This window comes from Flavivirga jejuensis, assembly GCF_030540765.1.
GTDB lineage: Bacteria > Bacteroidota > Bacteroidia > Flavobacteriales > Flavobacteriaceae > Flavivirga > Flavivirga jejuensis.
This window is the reverse complement of the sequence record NZ_JAUOEL010000001.1, coordinates 46597-68214: the sequence shown is the minus strand read 5'-3', so window position 1 is coordinate 68214 and position 21618 is coordinate 46597. Positions and strand designations below refer to the sequence as shown.

General features: G+C 31.7%; 19 protein-coding genes. 13 read left to right on the top strand and 6 right to left on the bottom strand.

Features of this window, described 5'->3' with window-relative positions:
* Positions 1-239 precede the first annotated feature (239 nt).
* A complete protein-coding gene (locus Q4Q40_RS00305) occupies positions 240-1139 on the bottom strand; it encodes a helix-turn-helix transcriptional regulator (RefSeq protein ID WP_303299673.1) in 900 nt (299 codons plus the stop codon).
* A gap of 189 nt (positions 1140-1328) precedes the next feature.
* Between Q4Q40_RS00305 and hemA the strand changes: the two genes are divergently transcribed.
* The 9 genes from hemA (at position 1329) to Q4Q40_RS00260 (ending at position 9357) form a co-directional block, all read left to right on the top strand.
* Positions 1329-2588, top strand: coding sequence for a glutamyl-tRNA reductase (hemA, locus tag Q4Q40_RS00300; protein WP_303299672.1), 1260 nt, complete (start codon positions 1329-1331; stop codon positions 2586-2588).
* A complete protein-coding gene (gene hemC / locus Q4Q40_RS00295; protein WP_303299671.1) occupies positions 2581-4158 on the top strand; it encodes a hydroxymethylbilane synthase in 1578 nt (525 codons plus the stop codon). The genes hemA and hemC overlap by 8 nt, the downstream gene beginning before the upstream one ends.
* A gap of 14 nt (positions 4159-4172) precedes the next feature.
* A complete protein-coding gene (locus tag Q4Q40_RS00290; protein WP_303299670.1) occupies positions 4173-4877 on the top strand; it encodes a cyclase family protein in 705 nt (234 codons plus the stop codon).
* An 18-nt stretch (positions 4878-4895) separates the two neighbouring features.
* Complete coding sequence (hemE, locus tag Q4Q40_RS00285; RefSeq protein WP_303299669.1) at positions 4896-5924, top strand: uroporphyrinogen decarboxylase; 1029 nt, start codon at positions 4896-4898, stop codon at positions 5922-5924.
* A 113-nt stretch (positions 5925-6037) separates the two neighbouring features.
* Entirely contained in the window at positions 6038-6793 is a 756-nt protein-coding gene (locus tag Q4Q40_RS00280) for an EI24 domain-containing protein (protein WP_303299668.1), read from the top strand.
* Positions 6786-7328, top strand: a complete 543-nt coding sequence (locus Q4Q40_RS00275) for a GNAT family N-acetyltransferase (RefSeq protein ID WP_303299667.1) — start codon at positions 6786-6788, stop codon at positions 7326-7328. Before Q4Q40_RS00280 ends, Q4Q40_RS00275 begins: the two co-directional genes overlap by 8 nt.
* A 1-nt stretch (position 7329) precedes the next feature.
* Positions 7330-7677 (top strand): 5-carboxymethyl-2-hydroxymuconate Delta-isomerase, encoded by a 348-nt coding sequence (locus Q4Q40_RS00270; RefSeq protein WP_303299666.1) that lies wholly within the window; start codon positions 7330-7332, stop codon positions 7675-7677.
* A gap of 2 nt (positions 7678-7679) precedes the next feature.
* Complete coding sequence (gene hemF / locus Q4Q40_RS00265) at positions 7680-8582, top strand: oxygen-dependent coproporphyrinogen oxidase (protein WP_303299665.1); 903 nt, start codon at positions 7680-7682, stop codon at positions 8580-8582.
* A gap of 1 nt (position 8583) precedes the next feature.
* Positions 8584-9357 carry a hypothetical protein gene (locus Q4Q40_RS00260; RefSeq protein WP_303299664.1) on the top strand — a complete coding sequence of 258 codons (774 nt, stop codon included), beginning with the start codon at positions 8584-8586 and terminating at the stop codon, positions 9355-9357.
* Here Q4Q40_RS00260 and Q4Q40_RS00255 read toward each other — a convergent pair whose 3' ends face one another.
* Complete coding sequence (locus Q4Q40_RS00255; RefSeq protein ID WP_303299663.1) at positions 9358-11994, bottom strand: DEAD/DEAH box helicase family protein; 2637 nt, start codon at positions 11992-11994, stop codon at positions 9358-9360.
* A gap of 74 nt (positions 11995-12068) precedes the next feature.
* Here Q4Q40_RS00255 and hemB point away from each other — a divergent pair, with 74 nt between their 5' ends.
* Positions 12069-13058: a porphobilinogen synthase gene (gene hemB, locus Q4Q40_RS00250; RefSeq protein ID WP_303300703.1), complete on the top strand. Its 990-nt coding sequence runs from the start codon at positions 12069-12071 to the stop codon at positions 13056-13058.
* Positions 13059-13560: 502 nt separating this feature from the next.
* Here hemB and Q4Q40_RS00245 read toward each other — a convergent pair.
* From Q4Q40_RS00245 to Q4Q40_RS00235, 3 genes are all read right to left on the bottom strand, one after another.
* Positions 13561-14772, bottom strand: coding sequence for a hypothetical protein (locus tag Q4Q40_RS00245; protein ID WP_303299662.1), 1212 nt, complete (start codon positions 14770-14772; stop codon positions 13561-13563).
* Between the two features lie 2 nt (positions 14773-14774).
* Positions 14775-15230 (bottom strand): hypothetical protein, encoded by a 456-nt coding sequence (locus Q4Q40_RS00240; RefSeq protein ID WP_303299661.1) that lies wholly within the window; start codon positions 15228-15230, stop codon positions 14775-14777.
* A 923-nt stretch (positions 15231-16153) separates the two neighbouring features.
* Positions 16154-16414: a hypothetical protein gene (locus tag Q4Q40_RS00235; protein ID WP_303299660.1), complete on the bottom strand. Its 261-nt coding sequence runs from the start codon at positions 16412-16414 to the stop codon at positions 16154-16156.
* A 130-nt stretch (positions 16415-16544) separates the two neighbouring features.
* Here Q4Q40_RS00235 and Q4Q40_RS00230 point away from each other — a divergent pair, with 130 nt between their 5' ends.
* Positions 16545-17627 (top strand): CNNM domain-containing protein, encoded by a 1083-nt coding sequence (locus Q4Q40_RS00230; protein WP_303299659.1) that lies wholly within the window; start codon positions 16545-16547, stop codon positions 17625-17627.
* A gap of 42 nt (positions 17628-17669) precedes the next feature.
* Here Q4Q40_RS00230 and Q4Q40_RS00225 read toward each other — a convergent pair whose 3' ends face one another.
* Positions 17670-20408 carry a hypothetical protein gene (locus tag Q4Q40_RS00225; RefSeq protein WP_303299658.1) on the bottom strand — a complete coding sequence of 913 codons (2739 nt, stop codon included), beginning with the start codon at positions 20406-20408 and terminating at the stop codon, positions 17670-17672.
* Positions 20409-20516: 108 nt separating this feature from the next.
* Here Q4Q40_RS00225 and Q4Q40_RS00220 point away from each other — a divergent pair, with 108 nt between their 5' ends.
* Together Q4Q40_RS00220 and Q4Q40_RS00215 are read left to right on the top strand one after the other, a co-directional pair.
* The gene (locus tag Q4Q40_RS00220; protein WP_303299657.1) at positions 20517-20990 is read left to right on the top strand and encodes a methylated-DNA--[protein]-cysteine S-methyltransferase; all 474 of its coding nucleotides are present in this window, start codon (positions 20517-20519) and stop codon (positions 20988-20990) included.
* An 83-nt stretch (positions 20991-21073) separates the two neighbouring features.
* On the top strand, positions 21074-21514 hold the full coding sequence (locus Q4Q40_RS00215) for a DUF4442 domain-containing protein (RefSeq protein ID WP_345027261.1): 441 nt from the start codon (positions 21074-21076) through the stop codon (positions 21512-21514).
* Positions 21515-21618: the final 104 nt, after the last annotated feature.

Genomic DNA, 21618 nt, shown 5'->3' with positions numbered 1-21618 from the left:
ATAATAAACAGAAAACACTCTTAATAGTAAAAATTGTTATACCTTATTTTTTATATTCATATAACGGTACAACCTAAGGTATTTTTGTTATTACCACAATCTTGAAAAAGATCGCAGGTTGTATTAAATCACACTAAATTTTATGGTGAACTTTAGGAAAATGCTTCTAATTCTGGATTAACTCTTCCATTTTAACAGACCCGAATAATCAATTTTAAACAATCATTCTTTCAAAAAATCTAACTCAACGACATTACATATTTTTTAGGTGTCGTACCATATTTCTTTTTAAAAGCTGCTATAAAGTGGCTAGATGTACTATAACCCACTTTATGTCCTACTTCATTCACATTATTATCGCCAGATTCTAATAATTTCCTAGCAACTTCCATTTTATAATCAAATAAAAAACTAAATACCGAATCGCCATAAATTTGCTTAAAACCTTCTTTTAGCTTTTTAAGATTCAATCCTATTTCGTCAGCTAGTTCTTGTAAACTAGGTGGTTCTGCCATACGAGCAATAACAATCTCTTTGGCTTTTCTAATTTTAATAACATTCGTTTCATCTACCAAAAACGGACATTGCTCAACATCGGCATCCTCACTTCTATTAAAATATAAGCTTAAAAGTTCGTATGCTTTTCCTTTAAAATAAAGATTTTTTATAGATTGATTGAGATTGTAATTTATTAATTGATTTAAAACGATAGCCATTGACGGCGAAATAGCGCCATCTTTATAATATTTTTTATCCTTATTATCATCACTTAAAAAAGTAATATATCCTGCTTCTTGAGAAAATAACCCATGAAATTCTTTAATAGATATTAAAATCGAAACTATCCAAGAATTAGGATCTATCTGTAAATTTATTGGTAAATCATGTTGGGGATTATACAGTAATAATGAATTCTCCTCCAGAATATTTAATTCGTACCTCCCTTCATTAAAAATAAATTTACTCGCTCCTTTAATACAAAAATGAAATTGAATATAATCACTGTCTATTTCCTTCGCAAGAGATTGCACTCTATTTGATTCATTCTTGAATGTAAGTACCAAAGCATCATCTTCGATTTTTGTTTCATCGAAAGAACTTTGAGCGACATTTTTATTATTGTTTATTTCCTCATTCATAATGATTTTATTTAGATTCGTTCTAAATAAATTAGTCGAAAACCGCCTAACTCACTGCAAAAATATGACATTTATCATATATTATGAAAAAACAACGCTAAAAAACCACAAACGATATTAAAAGTTCTTCGAGCGTTATTTTTTTAATGAACATCCATATATTTTTGCTTTGAAATATCAGGTATCAGCATGCAAAAGTACAATATATCAAGGAGTAACTACTTTTACGCCATAGGTTTAAGTTATAAAAAAGCCGATGCAGACACAAGAGGACACTTTAGTTTAGACGACGCAGGCAAACTAGCTTTACTTAACCAAGCAAAAGAAAATAATATTGAAAGTTTAGTAGTAACCTCTACTTGTAATCGAACTGAAATTTATGGTTTCGCGCAACATCCTTTTCAATTAATTCAATTGCTTTGTGACAATACAAGAGGTACAGTTGAAGAGTTTCAAAAAGTCGCATACATCTATAAAAACAAGGATGCGATTGCACATATGTTTCGCGTAGGTTCTGGTTTAGATAGTCAGATTCTTGGAGACTTTGAAATTATTAGTCAATTAAAGCATAGTGCTCGTGCTTCAAAAAAACACGGATTACTCAATCATTTTTCAGAACGGTTAGTAAACGCTGTCATTCAGGCTAGCAAACGTATAAAAACAGAAACTAATATTTCGTCTGGAGCAACGTCGGTGTCATTTGCATCTGTTCAATATATATTTAATTCGGTTGAAGACGTTTCGAACAAAAACATTCTACTCTTCGGAACTGGTAAAATTGGTAGAAATACTTGTGAAAATCTTGTAAAGCATACCAAAAACGAACAAATTACTTTAATTAACAGAACAAAAGACAAGGCAGAGGTCATTGCTGGAAAGTTTAATCTGGTCGTTAAAGATTATGCCAATTTACAAGAAGAGATAAATAGCTCCGATGTTTTAATTGTTGCTACAGGTGCACAACGCCCTACTATAGATAAACATATTATCCAATCTAAAAAACCACTTTTAATTTTAGATCTATCAATCCCAAAAAACGTTGATGCGAATGTTGAAGCGTTAGATAATGTAACCTTAGTGCATTTAGATCATTTATCTGAAATTACAGATAAAACCTTAGAAGAAAGAAAAAAGGAAATTCCTTTAGCAGAATCTATTATAGAAGATGTAAAAATAGAATTTAACCAATGGTTAGAAACCAGAAAATTTGCACCAACCATTAAAGCGTTAAAGCACAAACTTACTAATTTTGCCACTGCCGAATTAGAAACACAACGCAAGAAAAATGCTAATTTTAATGAAGCCCAGGCAGAATTAATTAGCGGCAACATTATTCAAAAAATAACCAACCACTTTGCGCATCATTTAAAAGATGACAATATCTCTACTGATGAGAGTCTGGAACTTATAAAAAAAGTGTTTCAGTTAGAACCAAAAACACATGTCTAAAATTATTAGAATTGGCACACGCGATAGTGAATTAGCACTATGGCAAGCCAAAATAGTACAACAACAACTCGAAAAATCTGGTTATAAAACACAACTAGTCCCTGTAAAATCTACTGGCGACTTAGTATTAGATAAACCTCTGTACGAATTAGGAATTACTGGTATTTTTACTAGAACTTTGGATATTGCCATGTTAAATCATGACATTGACATTGCAGTGCATTCTCTAAAAGATGTACCAACCGTATTGCCTAAAGGCATTATACAAGCAGCCGTTTTAAAACGTGGTAATGTTAATGACACTTTGGTCTTTAAAGACAATGAAGAGTTCTTAGGTTCCAGAGATGCCGTTATAGCTACAGGAAGCTTACGCAGACGAGCTCAATGGCTAAACAGATTTCCAACACATAAAATTGTTGATCTACGAGGCAATGTGAATTCGCGTTTACAAAAATTAGAAGACAACGACCATTGGAATGGTGCTATTTTTGCAGCCGCTGGAATAGGTCGTATTGGCATAAGACCCGAGGAAGCAATTAATTTAGATTGGATGATCCCTGCACCAGCACAAGGTGCTATTATGATAACAGCCTTAGAGGAAGATGATTTTGTTAAAACTGCTTGTGCTGAATTAAATCATGAAGAAACCGAAATTTGTACCACCATTGAACGCACATTTTTAAATAAACTAGAAGGCGGTTGTACGGCTCCTATTGGCGCACTTGCTTATATTAAAAACGAAGAAGTCAATTTTAAAGGCGTACTACTAAGTACAGATGGCACCAAAAGAATTGATGTTACTCGAGTTAAAAAACTAGGCGAACATAATGATGTTGCTTCGTTTTGTGCCGATTTTATTATAGAGCGTGGCGGTAAGCGTTTAATGGATAGCATTAAACAATCTAATAAAAAAACAAACGTATATTCTACAAAATCGTTTACAGAAGATCAACGGCTTCTCTTTCATGAAAAAGTTGTTTCAGAGAGCTCCGATTTTATAAAAATAAGTTTGAATAGAATACATCCAAGATTCTTAAAAAACGAAATTCAAAATGTAGTGATCACCAGTAAAAATGCTGTCGAATCTTTAATTACTAATTATTCATCTGCAGAATTACAATTTAAAAACATTTATTGTGTTGGCAGACGTACCAAACGCTTAGTAGAAAATAAGATTGGTAAAGTAACACATTTCGAAAAAAGTGCAAAAAAGCTGGCAGAATATTTAGTTGAATATATAGAAGGCACTGAAGTCACTTACTTTTGTAGCGATTTAAGGCTGGATGATTTACCTACTATTTTAACCGAAAACAATATAAAAGTAAACGAAGTAGAAGCTTACCAAACAAAATTTGATGGCATAAAAGTAGATGATTCTGTTGAAAGTGCTATGTTTTATAGCCCATCTACCGTACAGAGTTTTGTTCAAAAAAATAACACAGATGTTATTGCTTTTTGCATTGGTGATACCACAGCAAAAGAAGCAAATAAATATTTTAAAGATGTTAGGGTAGCCAAAGTACCAACTGTTGAGAGTGTGATAGAATTAATAAACAAGCATTACGTTTAAATGTTTTTTGAATAATGAGTGAAATAATTGATTTAAGTCAAGATATTTTTCCTGGAATGCCAGTTTACAAAACACTCCCTCAAGTAAAAATGAGTATTCATAATACTCATGAAGAATGGGAAGGTTTTCCTAACTCAGAAATAAAAACACCTAGTGTTCATAAATTAGAATTAGGAGAGCATACTGGAACTCATGTTGATGCCATAAATCATATGGCAAAAGAATATAAAGATCAATCTATAGACACCATGCCGCTTTCTATGTTTTATACTGAGGGTATTTGTTTAGATTTTTCACACAAAGGATTAAAAGAACTTATAGATACCCACGATATTAAAGAAGCATGTGAAAAACATCATCTTACAATAAAAAAAGGAGATACCGTTTTATTATATACCAATCACTATAGAAAAAATTTTGGTACCGAAAATTGGAATCATGGGCCAGGAATTACAGCAAAAGCTACAGCATGGTTAGGAAATAAACAAATAGCCGCTTTTGGAGTGGAAACCATGTCTCCTGGAGTGCCAGGAGTTTCAAATAAAGAAGTTCATAAAATTTGTGGTAAACTTGGTTTTACACATTACGAAAACATGATAAACCTTCATTTATTAATAGATAGAGGTCGTTTTCGTTTTATTGGTTTACCATTAAAAATTAGAGGCGGCACTGGATCTCCCGTAAGAGCCGTTGCCGTATTTGAAAACAAAATAGATTAAGTCGAAAGAGCAAAAAATATGATTAAAAACGATTTATTTTTAAGAGCATTAAAAGGAGAAACGGTTAATCGTCCACCAGTTTGGATGATGCGTCAAGCAGGACGTTATTTACCAGAATTTATAGCCATTCGTGAAAAATATGATTTCTTTACACGTTGCAGAACTCCAGAATTAGCTAGTGAAATTACAGTACAACCTATTCGTCGTTACGGAATGGATGCTGCTATTTTATTCAGTGATATCTTGGTTATTCCTCAAGCTATGAATATTGAGGTACAGATGAAACCTAATTTTGGTCCGTATTTACCAAACCCTGTGCGTACTCAAAAAGACGTCGATAATGTTATTGTTCCAGACGTAACGGCAGAATTAGACTATGTATATCAAGCCATAAAAGCAACGAAAGAATTACTTAATGATGACATTCCTTTAATTGGATTTGCAGGTTCGCCGTGGACTATTTTATGTTATTGTGTACAAGGACAAGGGAGTAAAACCTTCGACAAAGCCAAAGAATTTTGCTTTACAAACCCAATTGCTGCACACCAATTACTTCAAAAAATAACCGATACCACAATTGCCTATTTAAAAGAAAAAGTAAAAGCGGGTGTTAATGCTGTTCAAATATTCGATTCTTGGGGAGGTATGTTATCTCCTGTCGATTATCAAGAGTTTTCATGGCAATATATTAACCAAATTATTGAAGCCCTAAAAGAGGATGCTCCAGTAATTGCTTTTGGCAAAGGCTGCTGGTTTGCACTTGGCGACATGGCAAAAAGTAATGCGTCTGCTTTAGGTATAGATTGGACTTGTTCAGGAAGAAATGCACGCTATTTAACAGGTGGAAATATAACCCTTCAAGGTAATTTTGATCCATCTCGCCTGTTGTCGCCACCTTCAGAAATAAAGAAAATGGTACACCAGATGATTAATGAGTTTGGGAAAGACAAATACATCGTAAATCTAGGTCATGGTATTTTACCTAACATTCCGTTAGACCATGCCAAAGCATTTATAGATGCAGTAAAAGAATATAGTCCTTCTTAGAGGAGAAGCAGCTATATAAGTAGTAGATCGCTTTAAATTTAATAGTTTTGATAAATTTTAATAATTTAACGTAATTAATTCCTTCTCTTTCAGAGAGGGTCAGGAAGACGATTATGATTAAAAATATAATATCAGGAATTAAAGCATATTTTGGAGCTTTTGGTTTAATCTCTAAACTAAAACTCTGGAAATACTTTATAATTCCTATGATAATTAGTTTTATAACGGCTATTGCTATTTTCACCTCAGCGTATGGTTTGTCTGATAATGTTGGGGCATTCATTTCAAAAATCTGGTTTTGGGATTGGGGAAAAGAAACCTTTACAACAATTAGTACTTTTATTGGAGGGCTCTTTATTATTGTTATCGGTTTAGTTCTCTTTAAACATATTATTATGGCATTATCGGCGCCATTTATGAGTCCCGTGTCCGAAAAAATAGAAGCTCATTTAACAGGAAACACCCAACACACCCATAGAAATACATCATTTATACAACAACTTTGGCGCGGTATAAGAATTAATGGAAGAAACCTCCTCATGGAATTATTATTAACGATTCCAATACTACTTTTAAAGTTTATACCTGTTGTTAATATATTTTCAACCATATTACTCTTTCTAGTTCAAGCCTATTATGCTGGCTTTGGTAATATGGATTATACACTAGAGCGTCATTTTAAATACCAGGAAAGCACTTCTTTTGTTAGAAAACATCGTGGTTTAGCCATTGGTAATGGAATTGTATTTATCCTGTTTTTATTAGTACCTGTTATTGGAGTTATATTTGTACTACCCCTATCTGTAACAGCAGCTACAATAAAAACAGTAGAAGCGCTACAAACAAAAAGCAACTTACCAAATGCTTAGTTTTAAAGGCTATAATATAACCCCTATTCAACTACAAGATGCCTGGAGTTTATGCAATTTTATTGTTGCAAACGAAGAGCGATTAAAACGCTATTTTCCTAAAACATTAGAACAAAACTTAACACCCGATTTATCAAAATTCTTTGTAGAAAAAAAAGTAAAACAATTTAGCTTAAAAGAAGAGTTCCTATTTACTATCAAAGCAAACGAATCTGGAGAACTAGTTGGTTTAGTTTATATAAAAGAACTCAACTGGGATAAAAAGCAAGGTGAATTTGCTTATTGTATTGGGTACCCTTTTGAAGGAAAGGGCATCACAACTAAAACGATTAGCATAGTATCAGAATATGCCTTTACAGACTTAAATTTAGAAACACTTCAAATCATTGTTCATAAAGATAATATAGCCAGTGTAAAAGTTGCCGAAAACTGTAATTTTATATGGAAAAGAACTTTGAATAATGAGTTTACTCCATCTGGAGAAAGGCCATTAAACATGGAATTATATGAATTGTATAACGAAATAGAAACCTAATATGCCCCATTTTGTAATTGATTGTAATAAAAACATTTTAGAGATTCAAGACTCAAAAATTATTTTACAAACGGTTCATTCAACAGCTGTTAAAACAGGATTGTTTGACGAAACGGATATTAAAGTACGGTTAAATCCGTTTGATAAAGACTTTCTCGTAGGCGGAAAAGAAGATAATTTTATTCATGTTTTCGCTAATGTTATGGAAGGCAGAACGACCGAGCAAAAAGCAAACCTCACTAAACAAATTATTATACAATTAAAACGATTGTTCCCTACTGTCCCTTTCATTGCCATTAATATTAGAGATTTTGAAAAAGCGACATATAGCAATAAAGATATGGTTTAAAAATGAAAGACAAATTCTACCAATACATCCAAGATTTACAAGACCGCATTACATCAAAACTTGAAGCCGTTGATGGTAAAGTAACGTTTCAAGAAGATATATGGAAACGTCCTGAAGGCGGCGGCGGACGCACCCGAGTTATTGAAAATGGACATGTTTTCGAAAAAGGAGGCGTGAATATTTCTGGTGTACACGGCAAACTTCCAAAATCAATGCAAACTTATTTTAAAGTAGGTGATGTCGATTTTTTCGCCTGCGGATTGAGTTTAGTTTTGCACCCTAAAAACCCAATGGTACCTACTGTTCATGCCAATTGGCGTTATTTTGAAATGTATGATAAACAAGGCGGCATTATTGATAGTTGGTTTGGTGGCGGACAAGATTTAACGCCTTATTATTTGTTTGAAGCAGATGCCAGACATTTTCATCAAACCTGTAAAACAGCTTGCGATAAACACAACCCTGAATTTTACCCAAAATACAAAGCACGTTGCGATGAGTATTTTTATAATGCCCACCGCAATGAGGGCAGAGGTATTGGTGGTTTATTTTTCGATTATTGCAAAGCAACAGAAACTATGAGCATGGAAAACTGGTATCACTTTGTAACCGAAGTTGGAGATAGTTTCTTAGAGGCTTATGTCCCTATTGTTGAAAAACGAAAAGTATTAGCGTACACAGATGCACAACGTAATTGGCAAGAAATTCGTCGTGGACGCTATGTAGAATTTAATTTAGTGCATGATAAAGGCACTCTTTTTGGGCTAAAAACTAACGGACGTATAGAAAGTATTTTAATGAGCTTACCTCCACATGTACAGTGGGTTTACGACCATCAACCTGAAGCAGGAAGTGAAGAAGAAAAATTAATAGAAGTTTTAAAAACCCCAAAGAACTGGATTTAATATGTGGAAATTATTTAAGCGTACATTCTTAATTATAAACTGGAAAACGTTTGTTATTACCTTTTTATCCATAACATCAACAGCTTTTTGCTTGCATTTCCATATTAAAGCAGATTTTCCGCTTACACTTATAAGTACAGCGATAATATTTCCTATTGTCTTTTCTATTGGAGGTGCTTATAAACGTCGTGAAATAGCATTAGATGAATATGGTTCTATAAAAGCACATGGTCGCGCATTATATTTTGCCGTTTCTCATTGGTTAGAAAACCCACCTCAACAACTTAAATCAGAAGTTAAAACACATCTTAAAAACCTGTTAGATTCTTGTACACAAGTATTTACAAACCCTATTGAGTCATTGGAAGAAACAGAAAAAGAGGTATATCAAAATTTCAATAACCTCTCTATATTTATAAAAAGCTTGCGTGCTCACGGTTTACCTTCTGGCGAAGCCTCCCGTTCTAATCAGTTTTTAAGTAAAATGATGATTTCCTTTGAGCGCATAAAACACATTTACCAATATAGAACACCAAGAACATTACGCACCTATAGTGACATTTTTATTGTTATTTTACCTATTGTTTATGGTCCTCATTTTGCAGAAAATGTAACGAGCTATAATTATGGATTACAATATGCTGTCCCTATCTTATTTAGCGTTATTTTGGTGGCTTTAGATAATATTCAATCGCATTTAGAGAATCCTTTCGATCAACAAGGAGAAGACGATGTCCATATTAATGCCGATAAATTTATTAGAAACTTAGAATAGTTATTTCCATACGGTGACTTGTTTAGAAATTTTATTAAAAGCATTATAAACATGAAACAGTCTAGCTTTTAACAACAACTTTCTTCCTTCAATTTGTCTGGTATAAAACAACTTATTCATTCCTAAATTAATACGCCAATGTTTTTGAAACACTAATACGTTTTTCTTTTTATCTCCAAAAATTTCTGGAACAGGATAAAAATTCTCGATATTTAACCGTCTTCTAAAAAGACTTGTTTTTACAATTAAGTACCTTGGGGATTTTATAGGTTCTAAAAGCTCCCTTAAAGCGGTTGAGAATAACGCGTTTTCAAATAAATCACCTCCTATTAAATCACAAATAATATCACCATTATCAATACGTTTAGATACAATAGTTACTGAGTTTTTATTGGTTGTCATAAAACCTAATTCAAACAAAGTATTAAGTATCACTATTCCCATTTTTTTTATTTTTTTATCGAGATACCCATACCTTATATAGAGCGTTATGGCTTTGTATAATTTATAGCCAAACGATATTAAAAAGGCAGCAAAAAAAGTATATAAAAAATACACGACACCCCGATTTAAAACAATATGTATGCTTTTAAAAACGAACTCTAAATAAAATAGCATAATTGCAAAAGATAACTCTGCTACAAAAAACCGTATGACGTCAAAATAATAAATCTGCTTCTGTTTTTTATAAGTGAGTTCACCCAAGTGAAAAATCTTAGTTTCTTTTAATAAACGTGACCCTTTTACAATGGCTTGATCCCATTTTTTTATAGTATCATTTCTATTAATCGCCTCCTTTAACGTTTGCAGGTTTAAAGTTTCTATAGTTTCATCTAAAATGTGTTCCGGGAATTGTAACCGTTCAAAACTGTTTTCAATATAGGGTTCATTATTATTTGAAACCCCTACAAAAGCTTCAAACCTTCGTCTTAAAGTATCAACATCTTTACCTCCATTTAAAACTGTATTATCTATACATGCTAGGTGCCAAATATTTCCAGTTTTGTTTAATTTATTAGCATCTTTTCTAATAGCTCTTCCTCGCATTTGGTTAGAAGACACAAACGAACCAACAAATGATGCTAAAACCAAACTGTTTATTGATGGTGCATCCCAACCTTCTCCAAGCAAAGATTTTGTGCCAACTAAAATTTTAATAGCTCCATTTTCAAAAAGCTTGGTAATAATGTTTACTATCGAATGTTTTGTTCTTTTTTTAGAGGTGACTATTAAAAACTCATTATCGACTGGCAAAGGCGTGAATGTAAAAGAATCACAATCCTCGATAAGATTAAATGCTTTTAAAATGGTATTATGGATTATAACCAGACTTCCAGAAATCACTGCCAATGTTTCTTTATTAGAAAAATGAACTCTTAAATACTGAAAAATAGGAATCACCCCTATTTTATTAATAGTTTGGGTATCAACTTCTTCAGTATCTAAAAACTCCTTTCGGATATAATCTGTTAAAATAACACACCTTAAATCACTTTTTAAGCTTTCATGCTCTGAAGATACAATGCTAACAATACTTTTAAGTTTACTCGGACTGCTAGCTAAAGACTTATACAGTGAATCTTCGCCTATAAAATTTACTTTCCTCTTTTCTAATACATTTATGCTTCTTAATTCTTTTTCTAAACGCAATAAATACGGTTCGTGTTCTAACAATTGTTCCCTATCGTTAATCAATAAGTTTTGAAATAAAACCTCTAACCATTCCAGTTGTAACGTTGGAAATGTTATGGTTTCCTTTCCATTAAAACCTAGTATTTCTAATTTATATCTTTCAATTGTTACCCCACAAGCATTTAAAAAAATTAGAATCGCCGAAAAATATTCAGCATTAGAATAAAGGTCTTCTAAATAAGCCTTAGGTTCATCAAAAAATCGGTGTTGTTTAATAAAAGAAATAAAAGTCTTATCATTTAGCAATTTATCTTTAAAATCAGCAATTTTCCGTCTATACTCTACAATAAAGTTAATCTCTAAATCTTCTGGTTTAGAAAAATAGACAAAATCTTGATGTGCACACAAATCGGTCTCTTTTACTAAATCTGGAACGGCAATTTCATCATCTATTTCACCACAAAGCATAAAATACTTTGAGACTTCAGTTCTATTACTATCATAGGGAGGTGTTGCTGTTAGTGCTACTATATAAAAAGGATTATTGTTTTTTAAATCAATTAAACAGTTCCACCATTCATTTTTTAAATGATGTGCTTCGTCTAAAACAAGTGTTTTAATATTATGTGTTTCAAAAAAAGAGTAATAATCATTTTTATCCTCAAATGTTTTATAAAAAGCATGTAAGGATTGGTAGGTCGCAAATGTAATATCGTCAGGCGATTTTATATTAAAAGAATACGATTGATACGTCCCATTTTTAGTAAAAAAAGATTGTAACCTATCTTCCCATTGGTTTCTAATAGTAAGTGTTGGTGCTAGAACCAGTGTTTTTTCACCTAGCTTTCTTATAATTTCAATCCCTAGAATTGTTTTTCCAGAACCAGGAGGTGCTATAACATGAAAATGGTTATCTGAAATATGATTGTCAAAATTTTTTAAAAGATTCGCTTGATAACTTCTCCAAGGAAAATTAAATTCTAAACGACCTAACGATTCTCTCAATATAAACTAGGTTTTAATGATTAACTTTGCAATTGATAAAAATAACAATTATAGAGAATTTTATAGACATAAATATGTATCCATTAAAAAGAAATAGAAGGCTAAGAACTAACAAAGCCATTCGCTCTTTAGTTAGTGAAACGATTATAACACCAAATGATTTTTTGGTGCCCCTTTTTGTTGTTGAAGGCAAAGGCGTTAAAGATGAAATTCCATCCATGCCAAATTACTATCGCTATAGCTTGGATTTACTCGAAGGAGAAGTAAAAGAATTATGGAAATTGGGTTTAAAATCGGTATTACTTTTTGTAAAAGTTCCAGATAATTTAAAAGACAATAAAGGAACAGAAGCTTTAAACCCTAACGGATTAATGCAACGCGCCATTAAAACCGTAAAAAATGCATGTCCTGATATGTTAGTCATGACAGATGTTGCATTAGACCCTTATTCGGCTTACGGACATGATGGTATTATTGAAAACGGACAGGTTTTAAATGATGAAACTGTTGATGTTTTAAGTGAAATGAGTGTCTCTCATGCTCAAGCTGGTGCTAATTTTGTTGCTCCAAGCGATATGATGGACGGTCGTATTCTATCTATTCGTGAAGCTTTAGAAGATAAAGGTTTTACAGACACAGGTATTATGAGCTATTCTGCAAAGTACGCCTCGGCATTTTACGGACCATTTCGTGATGCTTTAGACTCTGCCCCTGTAGATTTAGTTGAGATTCCAAAAGATAAAAAAACGTATCAAATGGATTATGCTAATCGCTTTGAAGCCATTAGAGAAACCGAAATGGATATAGATGAGGGCGCAGATATTGTTATGGTAAAACCTGGATTATGCTATTTAGATATTGTAAGAGACATTAAAAACGAAGTTGATGTTCCCGTTGCTGTATATCAAGTTTCTGGAGAATATGCCATGTTAAAAGCCGCTGCCGAAAAAGGCTGGTTAGAACACGATGCTGTAATGATGGAACAAATTACCGCTATAAAACGTGCTGGTGCAGATATTATAGCGTCTTATTTTGCTAAAGATGTAGTTAAGTTATTATCCTAAAATTGAAGTATTTTTCCAATTCATAGTGTAGTAGCTCTATGGATCAATAAAAAGACAAAAATTGAGTAAAAAGAGCCTGTATAAAAAGTGATGAACTTTGTCATCCAGAGATCTGTGTTAAAAATTTTAACTAGCGGATGAAATGACGTAATAGGGGTGTTCATTCAGAGATTTGAGATAAAAAAAATTATCAAGCGTATATAATGACGTAATAGGAGTATCATTCAGAAGGAGGTACGACTGAAGAATCTTTAGAGATTAATAATAAAGATTCTTCGCTGCGCTCTGAATGACAAATAACTGAAATTTAGTTGTTTACAAAACACGTCAATGGTAGCATTCCGACAATTGTCGGAGTCGAAGAATCTTAAAAATAAAGCAATAAAATTTATGAGATTCTTCACAGCTTTGCTGCTACCTTCGAAACAAAATATAGTTTGTTTCTCGGTAATGTTCAGAATAACACTTTTCAGACAGTCTCTTTTAATACTAACACACTCTTTTATTTGGAAAAAGATTTTTCACCAAGATCTAACCCCCAATTTATACCAAATAGGGTTATTAGGTTATCATTTTGAGGGAAATCTTTACCAAAACCACCAGTAATACTCATTTTTTTATTAATTTGATAAACTAAATTCCCTACAGATCTATATTGTTCACCATAACCGTCTCGCTTTAAATACTCGTAAGACAATTTGAATTTATCAAGCTCAAACTCTAGCTTTCCTCCAATATCCCAAAAATTTGTATTAAAATAATTCTGCTCCGCATCAATATTAAATCCATTATCTATATATCTACTTATAGCATATATATGAAAATAATTTTTATCATTTAATTGAATTGCAACATCTAAAGTTAACCAGCTCCCAATTCTCTTAGCTGTATTGGCATTAATTTCATTTTCCTTAAACAACTCGCTATAAGCTAATGCACCATCCAAACGAATTAAAGGCTTAATATTCTTAGGGTTAAAATAAAAGCCCAATACTTTTTTGCTGGTTTCTTCAAAATAGGCCTTTACCAAACTGGCGCCATCTGCATACACAGATCCATACTCTGTATATCTTTGTAAAAACTTTACTGCAGCATCACTATATTCTTTTGGTATAACGCCGTTGTTAACATAGTCCTCAGATTTTTTTCTGTCTGGAGTTGTTAAACTAAAACCTCTAATATACTTATCAAATTTAGTTATAGCTTCATTCGAATATGCTTTATCAACAACATTAATAATACCTAAAACTTTCTTAGTTCTTTTTCTTCCATAAAGCTCTAGCAGTGTCGTTCTCAAACCAATAGCAAGTGTTTTTTTCTCGTCTTCAAATCCTTGAAATTTTTTATTAATATACCCTAAAGAAAAAGAGGTGTTTGTTTGAATAGACTTAAAGGGATCTATAATATATTCAGCATTTTTATTTTTTTTAATTCCTCTATAATCCCTATAAGACTTGTCTTTAGTGTTTGTAATAAGCCAATAAGGATTAGTCTCTAAAGAAATATTGCCATTAGAAAACCCATTAGACAGATATAATGCCAGACTTTTTAAATTTTCTGGGGTGTTTATTACCGTTGGTGTTTCCTCTAAAATTGAAAACGCAGGGCTTGTTGTGCTTTCAAAATTAAAATCATTGATAGATTTGTTTTTTTCTTCTTCTTGAGCTGATAAATTAACAACACAAAGAATTATAAATAAAAGTGTCAATCTCATAATTATTGGTTAAGTGATTCAACAAAAACTCTATGGTTATTAACTAAGTTTTCTTTTAGGTCAATTTCAATGTTCTTTTTTACCGTAAATTGTTCGCCTCCATTATCTATATATTCGTCTTCAAAATCAACAAAAGTAGAGTAATACGTTTTTCTATTATCTTGATCATACAAACTATATCGTATAATCGTTTCTTTCATAATTTTGCTTTTGTTGGGTTCTTGATTAGAGTCTACCATAAAAACAATATTAGCTTCTAAAATCACTCGTTCTTTAGCTTGTTCTTTAGAAAAGGATGTTGAGCTTGGCGTGTTATTATCTAGAATATCGAAATCGTCTAAATCTCCTTTTTTTCTAAGAAAAAATGCCATCTCGTTTAATTGTTGAGCTTTGGTTTCAATATTAGTGACATTAAATGTAATCTTTTGATTGTTATTGTAGGTTTCAAACTTTTCCATAATATTTTTAATTTTTTATTCTATTCAATTTCCGCACGTAATAACTCTTTTACATTTTCAATATCTACTTTAAAACCACAGCGTTTCGGTATACTAATCCTTCTAGATTGTTATATCCTCTTTTAATTTTATAAATTTTAGTAAAATGGTTTCATCTTCTGTAAATTTAGCAATGGCACCCATCTTATTCTATTTAAAATTTCTTGCAATACTAAGTTTTTTGCGATTGCTTATATTACCATAAACCCATATTCTTATAATTAAAATTTTATAAGTTTTTTCATATTTTAATATGACTCCTTTTTCTACACAAACATAATATAAAGTAACAAATCTTACAATTAAAATACAGTTATAGTCACTAAAACAATGCACTTTTAGCTTTAATACCAATATCTTTCTTCAACTTTCTATAAACAACAATAATTCATATAGATCTATAAAAGATTCATTACGAATATTACCTAGAAACAAAATATATTTTGTTTCTAGGTAGCAGCAAAGCTGTGAAGAATCTCTAAAATTTTAATGTTTTGATTTTTAGAAAAAAAAGCCTTTGCTTTACTCTCGACAAAGTTCATCTCTTTTTAGACAGCACCTTTTCTAGTTACCTTCCTTATCCAACCGAAATTTTAAATATTCCAGAAAAAGAATCACCTAAGGCAAAACAAAAACCAACTAAATCATGAATAGGAAGACCCTAGGTTCATTTTTGCAGACCGAAAGTCTGCTTCGTAAAATATCGAAATAAAAGAATAAACATGGCAAAACGAAACTCTTGTGAATTCGTGAAATTTGTGTCAAAAGTTTTTAGAAGCTGAAAAGCGAAATACAATTAAGTATATCTTTTTAACTACAATTGAGATCAATAAGTTTTATAATTTATTACCAATAGTTTTTACCCTTTGGCAAGCCAAAAGCTTTTAAATTAATTTCTCATTTTTTTGTTTTAGTTTTAAATAGACTCTTTGGCTATGTCCACAGCTACATTTAATAACGACATAGTCATCAATTCTGTTGGTTTCTGCTATTTCATTTTGTTTTGATATATTGAAATCTATTTCTCCAACAGGCCTGTCAACAACAGTATATATTGAAGAAATAATAACACTAAAGGTTTCGTTACAATCATTTTTTACGCAGGTAACTTCTGCAAGGACATAGGATGGTTTTTCAATTGTCATAATTTGTTATTTAAATTACTCCATTAATTCTAAAATTAAAAAAGAAAGAAAATACTACACCAACCAAAGTGTTTACTTACACAATTTACAAAATAAATTTTAACTATTTTAGCTATAAATAAATTTTTAAATGAGTGCATTATTTTTCTGGGCAGCAATTTCAATTTTCTTTTCTTTTTTATGCTCTATACTTGAGGCCGTTTTACTAACTGTTACACCAACATTTATAAATGTAAAAAAACAAGAAGGAAAAGAATATGCCTTTACTTTAGAACGCTTAAAAAAAGATGTAGACAAACCTCTAATTGCCATACTCACCTTAAACACCATTGCGCATACGCTAGGAGCGATGATGGTTGGTATTCAGGCTGAAAAATTGCCTTACAAAATAGAGTATTTTGGAATTAATACTATTGGAATAGTATCTGCTATTATGACGTTTTTAATTTTAGTAGCTTCAGAAATTGTTCCAAAAACAATTGGAGCAACGTATTGGAAGAGTTTAGCTAATTTCACCTCTAAAGCATTAATTGTTTTAATTTTTCCTTTAAAATGGACAGGTCTGCTCTGGCTATTACAATTAACTACAAAATTAATAGGGGGTAAAGGGCATGGTAGTGTTTTAAGCCGTGAAGATTTTCATGCTATGACAGATATGGCACATGAAGAAGGTGTTTTTAAAGAATCTGAAAGTAAGATCATTAAAAACTTATTGACTTTTAAAGAGGTTCTAGCAAAAGATGTTATGACGCCTAGAACTGTTATGCTAGCAGTAGACCAAGATACAAGTATCGAAGATTTTTTTAATAAAAATATGAATCTTCATTTTTCAAGAATTCCTATTTATTCGAACAAACCAGACAACATAAAAGGGTTGATACTTAAAGACGAAGTTTTTAAAGAAATGGCACTAGACCATGGAGATAAAAAGCTTTCGGATTTAAAACGACATATTATTATAGTTAACCGAAATTTACCTATTCCAGACCTGTTTGAATTGTTAATAGAAGGCAGAAACCATATGGCTTTGGTAGTTGATGAATACGGTTCTGTAAGCGGCTTGGTTACCATGGAAGATGTTATTGAAACACTTTTAGGATTAGAAATTATGGATGAAAGTGATGACGTTTCAGACTTACAGGTACAAGCCAGACAAAACTGGGAAGCCAGAGCAAAAAAACTGGGTATTCTAGAAGATAAAAACACAGATTAAAAAATGAGATATTGTTCCATTTCAATAAATTAATCTTATCTGCTACTTTTCAAGCTTTTCTTCAACAGTATAAGTCATTTCATGATAGCCTATTTTCCCATCTTCTGTAATAGTTTCAATAACAACTAACATATCACCTGTATTATCAGCATTATAGAACTCAGCCATAGTTTTGCCTTCTGCATTGGTTTGCAAATTTGCATTCCAATAAATCAGAGGTCTTAAATCAGGTGTTTTCCAATCTTGAGTTGTTAAATTTTCATATTTGGGTGCATAAAATTCTCGAGGTGTAGAAAATACAGGGACGGTTTTTTTAGACATACCTGGGGTTCTTTGTACACTGAATAATCCTTTGCCGGCATAGGTGTAAATATTTATAAATGACCATGTTTCCATACCTTTATAAACATTCGTTCCAAATACATCAAAAGCATATTTTTCAGGGTTTTTAGGGTATTTTATAAGCTCTACACTTTTTATTTCTTCTGTAGGTAAACTCTGGATCAATGAATAATTATAAATTTTTACTGGAATACCATCGATAATAACAAATGTAAAATCTGCTCCATGAACATTTGCATATAAAAACCCACCACCAGAACCACCCCTTATTACACTTACCTTTTCAGGGTAATTAAAAAGAAGGATACTGTACAACCCATACGACCACTTTTTAATTTTACTTTGCAATTCTTTATCTTCTATAACAACATCTGGTGGCCCGTGCAGTTCCATCATTTTTTCGCGTTCTGGAGTTAGCTTATAGCTATCTAATAAAACCTCATCAAGTTCTATGGTGCCTTCCGATAATCTAAAAGCTTCAACAACTTTTTCGTGCGCTTTGGCTTTTTCTAAATAAGCATCAATTACAGTATCTACAACTTTAATCTTTTTTTGTGGATTGTACTGAATTTCAGGAACCGTTTTTTTATCTAAAACGATGGTGTAGTTTTTATTCTTTCCTTTTTTATTCTTAGACTGAATGACAATTTCTAAATTATCTTCATAGGTGTCAGCTATACTAAAATTAAATATACCTGTACTATCTACTTGTTGCGTATAAAAACCTTTAGCGGTATCACCAAAAGTCATCATGGTTAGCTCTACATATTGCTTTGATGGTTTTTTAGCGTTTATTACTTCGCCTATTCTTCCACTTACAGTAAGTACTTTTTCTGGTTGATTCACAAAAGCTCCTTTTGGGCTTTTATAGAGATACTTTCGCCACCCCTGTGTAAGCATCAAAACATCGAGGTCTTCAGGGTTGCTTTCATCTCTAAAATAGTGTCCTGCATTTTCAATGTCACCTTTTATTTCAGAAGATAACAAAAAGTAAGACCGTATATTTTGACGCAATTCTTGTAAATCTCCCAATTGTTCTTTGTTTATAACCAGAACTGATGAATTAGCATTTACGGATTCGTCATTAAAATCTTTTATTTCAATATCAAGCTTAATTTTGTCACGTTGTCCATAAATACTTCGGTTGGGTTTAGCCAAAATATTTAGTTGTTGTTCTTTATTTCTATTAAAAAATAAGCGTTCACATACAGGCAATTGATTACTATTAAAAATGGTAAATTCTATAATACCTTCTGGAAATAGGGCTTTTTCAAATTGTTTATAAACGGTATTGCCTTTGGTTTTAATATTGGAATAATAATCTGTTATACCTCTGTGTCGTGCTCGTATAGAGATTGATTCTCCTTCAAAAGTGTCCTTAGAAGTTACTAAAACATTAATATTAGAAGCGTCTTCAATAACATTTAATACCATACCAACGGAAGAAACTTTAGGAAAAGGATATTTAAGAACAGTCCCTTGATTACCTATTATAGTTCCATAATATTGTTTGTTAGGTTGAGGTGTAAATTGTACTTTTCCCATACCTAAGTGATTGCTTTTAAAGGTGGAAATTACCTGCCCAGCTTCATCAATAATGTTTCCTGTAACTTCTTTTCCTTTACCAGCATAATCTATAGCCTTAAAACCTACAACGCTTTTTAAACCACTTACTAACTCCCCGCCTTCGGGAAAAAATTGTATATCTAAATCATCTTTATTTAATGCGATGGTTTTAGAAAAGGTTTTAAAACGGCCTAAGTTTAATTGTAATGTGGCTAGTTTAGTTTCTTCAGGAATTGAATAATCCAAATTATAATACCCCGTTTTATCTTTTTTTACTTCTAACGAATCTTCTTTCCCATCTAAAGTTAAATAGACTTTTAACTTCCCTCTGTATTTATTATCTAATAATCGCGGATTTAATTGTGCCGAAAGTTTAGACGCTTCGCCATCTGTTTTAGTTAATGTAACCGTTTTTATAGGGCTTTCTTTTTCTTGTAATGTATGGATTTGAATATATTGATTGAATGTAAAATCTTGATCAAAATTCTTATTCCAATTTGTATAAGCTCTAATTAAATATTGTCCTGATTTATAATTTTGAAGGCTGAAGGAACCCTCCGCTAATCCATTGTTAAGCTTTAGCAAACGCTTGTCAATAATTTTTTTGTACGGATCGATTAACTCTACATACAATACGCCACTTAAATCTGTTGGAATATGGTTTGAGGCACTTGTAACTATAGCTTTAAACCAAATGGTTTCGTTTGAGGTGTATACGGTTTTGTCTAATTGTAAATACACTTTCTCTGCATACGATGCATGAGATCTTACTATATTAAGACTGTCTTGTAAGACTTGAGAATAACATCCTGTATATATTAAAAAAAATATACTTATACGTATAAAAATTTGTTTTTCTTTGTTTTTAAACATTTCACGTTTTATACCATTAAATTAGTATAAAAAACTTAATTTCAAAATCTTTTAACATGGATGATTATAAGATTGATTTCGTAATTTAGTCATCATAAAATTATCTCTATGGAAAGTTGTATAATTAATTCGCCTTTAGGTTACACCAAAATTGATGGTGATATTGATGGTATACATTCCATAACCGTTTTAAATTCTGAAGAAAAAGTAACTGATATTATTCCTGTAGAATTAGAAGATTGTGTTACCCAACTTAACGAGTATTTTAAAGGTAAGCGCAAGCAATTCGATCTTAAATTAAACCCACAAGGCACCGAATTTCAAAAAAAAGTATGGAAACAGCTTGAGCAAATTCCCTACGGTAAAACATTTTCTTATTTAGAATTATCAAAACAATTGGGCGATGTAAAAGCCATTCGTGCTGTAGCTAACGCCAATGGTAAAAACCCCCTTTGGATTATTGTACCATGCCACAGAGTAATTGGTACTGATGGCAGTTTAACAGGGTATGCTGGTGGATTACATCGCAAACAGTGGTTGTTAGAACACGAAAGTCCTTATAAACAACAATCTCTTTTTTAAACATGTACAAAACGCTGTCCAAAATATTTAAAACCTTTTTAACAGACGCTCAAATTTATAAATATCTATTTAATTTGTCGCCCATGTACAGGCGGTCTACTGGAAAAATCATTGAAGTTTCTGAAGATTTAATGTATGTTAAAATTAAAATTCCGTTAAGCATCAAAAACAAAAATTATGTTGGGTCAATTTTTGGAGGAAGCTTATTTTCTGCTACCGACCCTATTTATATGATTCAACTTATGCATATTTTAGGTGATCATTATATTGTTTGGGATAAAGACGCTACTATAAAATATAAACGACCTGCTAAAGAAAATGTTTATGCAGAATTCTCTTTCTCGTCTGAAGAAATAGAAACTATTAAAGCTCAAGTTGCTAAAAAAGGAGAATTAAATTTGATAAAAACGGCTCATATAGTAAACAAAGAACGTGTTGTTTTCGCAGAGGTTATTAAAACCATTTACGTAGCAGACAAACCTTTTTATAAAAAAAAACGTAGTCTAAAAACAAATCAAAAATAACCGCGTTCTATTCGTATATAATTTTCTTATCTTTAGTTTCTACGTAAAACCAGATATATGAAACATCCATAACTAAAAATTAGGCACCCTAGAACAATGATTAT